The 1,143-nt window shown below is 70.8% G+C and carries 1 protein-coding gene; it reads left to right on the top strand.

The genetic code is table 11. The features are described from left to right. The coding region (locus ACI79I_RS24305; RefSeq protein ID WP_456995129.1) for an S-(hydroxymethyl)mycothiol dehydrogenase at positions 1–1,055 on the top strand (1,055 nt) is incomplete at its 5' end. Between the last annotated feature and the right edge of the window lie 88 nt (positions 1,056–1,143).

Below are 1,143 nucleotides of genomic sequence, written 5' to 3'. Positions count from 1 at the left end.
GCAAGGGTGCTCCGGTCACCGTCGAGACGATCATCGTGCCCGACCCCGGCCCGGGTGAGGCGGTCGTCGACATCCAGGCGTGCGGGGTCTGCCACACCGACCTGCACTACCGCGAGGGCGGGATCAACGACGAGTTCCCGTTCCTGCTCGGCCACGAGGCCGCCGGGACCGTCTCCGCCGTCGGCGAGGGCGTCACCAACGTCGCCGTCGGCGACTACGTCATCCTCAACTGGCGGGCGGTGTGCGGACAGTGCCGCGCCTGCCTCAAGGGCGAGCTGCAGTACTGCTTCAACACCTCCAACGCCACCCAGAAGATGACCCTGGCCGACGGCACCGAGCTGTCCCCGGCGCTGGGCATCGGCGCGTTCGTGGAGAAGACCCTGGTCCACTCCGGCCAGTGCACCAAGGTCGACCCCGCCGCGCCCGCCACCGCCGCCGGCCTGCTCGGCTGCGGCGTGATGGCCGGCGTCGGCGCGGCGATCAACACCGGCGCGGTCCAGCGCGGGGAGTCGGTGGCCGTCTTCGGCTGCGGCGGCGTCGGCGACGCCGCGATCGCCGGGGCGAAGCTGGCCGGCGCCACCACGATCATCGCCGTCGACATCGACGACCGGAAGCTGGAGTGGGCGAAGGGGTTCGGCGCCACCCACACCGTCAACTCCAGCAACACCGACGCGGTCGAGGCCATCAAGGCCGCCACCGGCGGCTTCGGGGTGGACGTCGCGATCGACGCGGTCGGTCACCCGGCGGTGTTCGAGCAGGCCTTCCACGCCCGCGACCTGGCCGGCCGCGTGGTGCTCGTGGGCGTCCCGACCCCGGACATGACGATCACCCTGCCGCTGATCGAGGTCTTCGGCCGGGGCGGTGCGCTGAAGTCCTCCTGGTACGGCGACTGCCTGCCCTCCCGGGACTTCCCGATGCTGGTCGACCTGTACCTGCAGGGCCGCTTCCCGCTGGAGGACTTCGTGAGCGAGACCATCGGGATCGCCGACGTCGACGCCGCCTTCGAGAAGATGCACCACGGCGAGGTGCTGCGGTCGGTCGTGGTCTTCACGTGACGGCTCGCATCGACAAGACCGTCGTCAGCGGCGTCTTCAGCCTCGACGGTCAGGACTTCGACGTCGACAACAACGTCTGGCTGGTCGG

The sequence above is a fragment of the Geodermatophilus sp. SYSU D01105 genome, from assembly GCF_054050095.1.
Note: the sequence above shows the minus strand (reverse complement) of the source record. Positions and strands in the feature narration are given on the sequence as shown.